This is a genomic window from Acinetobacter sp. Li1LvA2, assembly GCF_056156705.1.
In genome coordinates, this window is the sequence record NZ_JBSICF010000018.1 from 1 (window position 1) to 5,543 (window position 5,543).

2 tRNA genes and 3 rRNA genes are annotated in these 5,543 nt (G+C 48.8%); all 5 read right to left on the reverse strand.

The annotated features are described in order from the left end of the window. Positions 1-17: 17 nt before the first annotated feature. The 5 genes from rrf to ACS604_RS18875 all read right to left on the reverse strand — a co-directional run bounded on the left by rrf (position 18) and on the right by ACS604_RS18875 (position 5,369). A 5S ribosomal RNA gene (gene rrf / locus ACS604_RS18855) occupies positions 18-132 on the reverse strand. 179 nt (positions 133-311) lie between these two features. Then, positions 312-3,204: ribosomal RNA gene (locus ACS604_RS18860) — 23S ribosomal RNA — on the reverse strand. A gap of 360 nt (positions 3,205-3,564) precedes the next feature. Further along, a tRNA-Ala gene (locus ACS604_RS18865) sits at positions 3,565-3,640 on the reverse strand. Between the two features lie 55 nt (positions 3,641-3,695). Continuing rightward, positions 3,696-3,772 (reverse strand) — tRNA-Ile (locus ACS604_RS18870). A gap of 59 nt (positions 3,773-3,831) precedes the next feature. Continuing rightward, positions 3,832-5,369 (reverse strand): 16S ribosomal RNA (locus tag ACS604_RS18875). Together the 16S, 23S and 5S rRNA genes with 2 tRNA genes alongside form the textbook arrangement of a ribosomal RNA operon. Positions 5,370-5,543 lie beyond the last annotated feature (174 nt).

The window sequence follows — 5,543 nt, forward strand, 5'->3', positions numbered from 1 at the left end:
GGGGTGTTTGAATAATGAGCTGGCGATGACTTACTCTCACATGGGAAACCCCACACTACCATCAGCGCTAAGAGGTTTCACTTCTGAGTTCGGGAAGGGATCAGGTGGTTCACTCTTGCTATGGTCGCCAGCACAACTGGTATGGATACTTGCATGGGTCTTAATGTGCCGATGCGTTTTCCAAATCTTTACAGATGGGCTGATTGAATCTTACTTTATTTGTTCATTTTAGCTAAGCATATAACTAAATCAAGTTGCTTTGCATATTAATGAATCGATTGATGCTTTATATACAACTGCTTGGGTGTTGTATAGTCAAGCCTCACGAGCAATTAGTATTGGTCAGCTTCACATATCACTATGCTTCCACATCCAACCTATCAACGTCCTAGTCTCGAACGGCTCTTTAGAGGACATAAAGTCCTAGGGAAATCTTATCTTGAGGTAGGCTTCCCGCTTAGATGCTTTCAGCGGTTATCCCTTCCGAACATAGCTACCCGGCGATGCGACTGGCGTCACAACCGGTACACCAGAGGTTCGTCCACTCTGGTCCTCTCGTACTAGGAGCAGATCCTCTCAAATTTCCAGCGCCCACGGTAGATAGGGACCGAACTGTCTCACGACGTTCTAAACCCAGCTCGCGTACCTCTTTAAATGGCGAACAGCCATACCCTTGGGACCTGCTTCAGCCCCAGGATGAGATGAGCCGACATCGAGGTGCCAAACACCGCCGTCGATATGAACTCTTGGGCGGTATCAGCCTGTTATCCCCAGAGTACCTTTTATCCGTTGAGCGATGGCCCTTCCATACAGAACCACCGGATCACTAAGACCTACTTTCGTACCTGCTCGACTTGTGGGTCTCGCAGTTAAGCGCGCTTTTGCCTTTATACTCTACGCGTGATTTCCGACCACGCTGAGCGCACCTTCGTACTCCTCCGTTACTCTTTAGGAGGAGACCGCCCCAGTCAAACTACCCACCAGACATGGTCCTCGCCCCGGATTACGGGGCAGAGTTAGAACCTCAACATTACCAGGGTGGTATTTCAAGGACGGCTCCATTGGAACTAGCGTTCCAACTTCAAAGCCTCCCACCTATCCTACACAAGTAAGGTCAAAGTTCAATGTCAAGCTGCAGTAAAGGTTCACGGGGTCTTTCCGTCTAGCCGCGGGTACACTGCATCTTCACAGCGATTTCGATTTCACTGAGCCTCTGCTGGAGACAGCGCCGCCATCATTATGCCATTCGTGCAGGTCGGAACTTACCCGACAAGGAATTTCGCTACCTTAGGACCGTTATAGTTACGGCCGCCGTTTACTGGGGCTTCGATCAAGAGCTTCGCTTACGCTAACCCCATCAATTAACCTTCCAGCACCGGGCAGGCATCACACCCTATACGTCCACTTTCGTGTTTGCAGAGTGCTATGTTTTTAATAAACAGTTGCAGCGGCCTGGTTTCTGTGGCTGCCAATAGCTCAGACCGCAAGGGTCATCACCGTCAGCAGCGTACCTTCTCCCGAAGTTACGGTACCATTTTGCCTAGTTCCTTCAGCAGAGTTCTCTCAAGCGCCTTGGTCTACTCGACCTGACCACCTGTGTCGGTTTCGGGTACGATTCCTGTGTAACTGAAGCTTAGAGACTTTTCCTGGAAGCATGGTATCAGCCACTTCGCTGTACAAGTACAGCTTGCTATCAGATCTCAGCATAGAGCACCCCGGATTTGCCTAAGATGCATGCCTACTTCCTTCCACCTGGACAACCAACGCCAGGCTGACTTAACCTTCTCCGTCCTCTCATCGCATTACACAGAAGTATTGGAATATTAACCAATTTCCCATCGACTACGCCTTTCGGCCTCGCCTTAGGGGTCGACTCACCCAGCCCCGATTAACGTTGGACTGGAACCCTTGGTCTTTCGGCGAACGGGTTTTTCACCCGTTTTGTCGTTACTCACGTCAGCATTCGCACTTCTGATACCTCCAGCATACTTCTCAATACACCTTCATCGGCTTACAGAACGCTCCCCTACCACTTGACTAAAAGTCAAATCCGCAGCTTCGGCACATAGTTTTAGCCCCGTTACATCTTCCGCGCAGGCCGACTCGACTAGTGAGCTATTACGCTTTCTTTAAAGGGTGGCTGCTTCTAAGCCAACCTCCTAGCTGTCTATGCCTTCCCACATCGTTTCCCACTTAACTATGATTTTGGGGCCTTAGCTGGCGGTCTGGATTGTTTTCCTCTTGACTACGGACGTTAGCACCCGCAGTCTGTCTCCCGGATAGTACTCATAGGTATTCGGAGTTTGCATCGGTTTGGTAAGTCGGGATGACCCCCTAGCCGAAACAGTGCTCTACCCCCTATGGTATTCGTCCGAGGCGCTACCTAAATAGCTTTCGGGGAGAACCAGCTATCACCAGGCTTGATTAGCCTTTCACCCCTATCCACAAGTCATCCCCTGGCTTTTCAACGACAGTGGGTTCGGTCCTCCAGTTAGTGTTACCCAACCTTCAACCTGCTCATGGATAGATCGCCTGGTTTCGGGTCTATACCCAGCAACTAAACGCCCTATTAAGACTCGATTTCTCTACGGCTCCCCTATACGGTTAACCTCGCTACTGAATATAAGTCGCTGACCCATTATACAAAAGGTACGCAGTCACCGAACAAGTCGGCTCCCACTGCTTGTATGCATGCGGTTTCAGGATCTATTTCACTCCCCTCACAGGGGTTCTTTTCGCCTTTCCCTCACGGTACTGGTTCACTATCGGTCAGTCAGGAGTATTTAGCCTTGGAGGATGGTCCCCCCATATTCAGACAAGGTTTCACGTGCCTCGCCCTACTCGTCATCATTATGTGTGCCCTTTCGTGTACGGGAATATCACCCTCTACGTTCGCACTTCCCAGAGCGTTCCACTAAAACACACATAACTTAATGGGCTGATCCCCGTTCGCTCGCCGCTACTAAGGGAATCTCAATTGATTTCTTTTCCTAAGGGTACTGAGATGTTTCACTTCCCCTCGTTCGCCTTGCAACACTATGTATTCATGTTGCAATACCTACCTTAAAGTAGGTGGGTTCCCCCATTCAGAAATCTCCGGATCAAAGGATATTTGCCGCCTCCCCGGAGCTTATCGCAGGCTATTACGTCTTTCATCGCCTCTGACTGCCAAGGCATCCACCACATGCACTTAATTACTTGACTATACAACCCCAAACAGTCGTCAACACTTACAAGTGAGTGTTGTCCGTGCGATTCTTCATCGCTACTATCTGTTGTCTGTGTACTTAAACACTGTACAGCTTCAATCTAAATTCATATACCAAAACGCTTGATTCAGTTAATTTGCTAGTTCTCAATTAACTCCAAGATCAGAATTACTTCCTCTCTCTTTGTTATTGAGTGAACAATTTATTTCAGACTCAATTTTGCCAATCTGTTAATGAATAAACATGCCTTCGTCAGGTCATGCTTAATACCGTGATACTTAAATCACAGAAGTTAATAAACCAAGATCTTAATCTTTATTTACTAATTTCTGTAATCCGAACTTCTCTTAAGTTCTGGTGGAGACTAGGAGAGTCGAACTCCTGACCTCCTGCGTGCAAAGCAGGCGCTCTACCAACTAAGCTAAGTCCCCAGCTTACATCATCAGTCATGTATCTTTTATCTATAACTTCAACCAGTCAAAGTCATGGTGGGTCTGACAAGACTTGAACTTGTGACCCCACGCTTATCAAGCGTGTGCTCTAACCAACTGAGCTACAGACCCTCAGATACATCTATGAAGAACAACTTGTTGTGGATTCTTACCAATCGTCAATCTTTCGTTAAGGAGGTGATCCAGCCGCAGGTTCCCCTACGGCTACCTTGTTACGACTTCACCCCAGTCATCGGCCACACCGTGGTAACCGCCCTCTTTGCAGTTAGGCTAGCTACTTCTGGTGCAACAAACTCCCATGGTGTGACGGGCGGTGTGTACAAGGCCCGGGAACGTATTCACCGCGGCATTCTGATCCGCGATTACTAGCGATTCCGACTTCATGGAGTCGAGTTGCAGACTCCAATCCGGACTACGATCGGCTTTTTGAGATTAGCATCCTATCGCTAGGTAGCAACCCTTTGTACCGACCATTGTAGCACGTGTGTAGCCCTGGCCGTAAGGGCCATGATGACTTGACGTCGTCCCCGCCTTCCTCCAGTTTGTCACTGGCAGTATCCTTAAAGTTCCCGACATTACTCGCTGGCAAATAAGGAAAAGGGTTGCGCTCGTTGCGGGACTTAACCCAACATCTCACGACACGAGCTGACGACAGCCATGCAGCACCTGTATGTAAGTTCCCGAAGGCACCAATCCATCTCTGGAAAGTTCTTACTATGTCAAGGCCAGGTAAGGTTCTTCGCGTTGCATCGAATTAAACCACATGCTCCACCGCTTGTGCGGGCCCCCGTCAATTCATTTGAGTTTTAGTCTTGCGACCGTACTCCCCAGGCGGTCTACTTATCGCGTTAGCTGCGCCACTAAAGCCTCAAAGGCCCCAACGGCTAGTAGACATCGTTTACGGCATGGACTACCAGGGTATCTAATCCTGTTTGCTCCCCATGCTTTCGCACCTCAGCGTCAGTGTTAGGCCAGATGGCTGCCTTCGCCATCGGTATTCCTCCAGATCTCTACGCATTTCACCGCTACACCTGGAATTCTACCATCCTCTCCCACACTCTAGCTAACCAGTATCGAATGCAATTCCCAAGTTAAGCTCGGGGATTTCACATTTGACTTAATTAGCCGCCTACGCGCGCTTTACGCCCAGTAAATCCGATTAACGCTTGCACCCTCTGTATTACCGCGGCTGCTGGCACAGAGTTAGCCGGTGCTTATTCTGCGAGTAACGTCCACTATCTCTAGGTATTAACTAAAGTAGCCTCCTCCTCGCTTAAAGTGCTTTACAACCATAAGGCCTTCTTCACACACGCGGCATGGCTGGATCAGGCTTCCGCCCATTGTCCAATATTCCCCACTGCTGCCTCCCGTAGGAGTCTGGGCCGTGTCTCAGTCCCAGTGTGGCGGATCATCCTCTCAGACCCGCTACAGATCGTCGCCTTGGTAGGCCTTTACCCCACCAACTAGCTAATCCGACTTAGGCTCATCTATTAGCGCAAGGTCCGAAGATCCCCTGCTTTCTCCCGTAGGACGTATGCGGTATTAGCATTCCTTTCGAAATGTTGTCCCCCACTAATAGGCAGATTCCTAAGCATTACTCACCCGTCCGCCGCTAAGTGATAGTGCAAGCACCATCACCCCGCTCGACTTGCATGTGTTAAGCCTGCCGCCAGCGTTCAATCTGAGCCATGATCAAACTCTTCAGTTAAAAATCATTTTGCACCTTATTAAAGACAAGGTGCCAATTCTGGCTCATCAATTTTCTGACTTAAATTTCGCTCAAATAAACTTCGAGTAATTTAAACCAATCAATCAATGATAATATTTCGATCAATCAATCAGTAAAAATCCACACAAGTTGTTCTTCAATTCTCTTAATGAT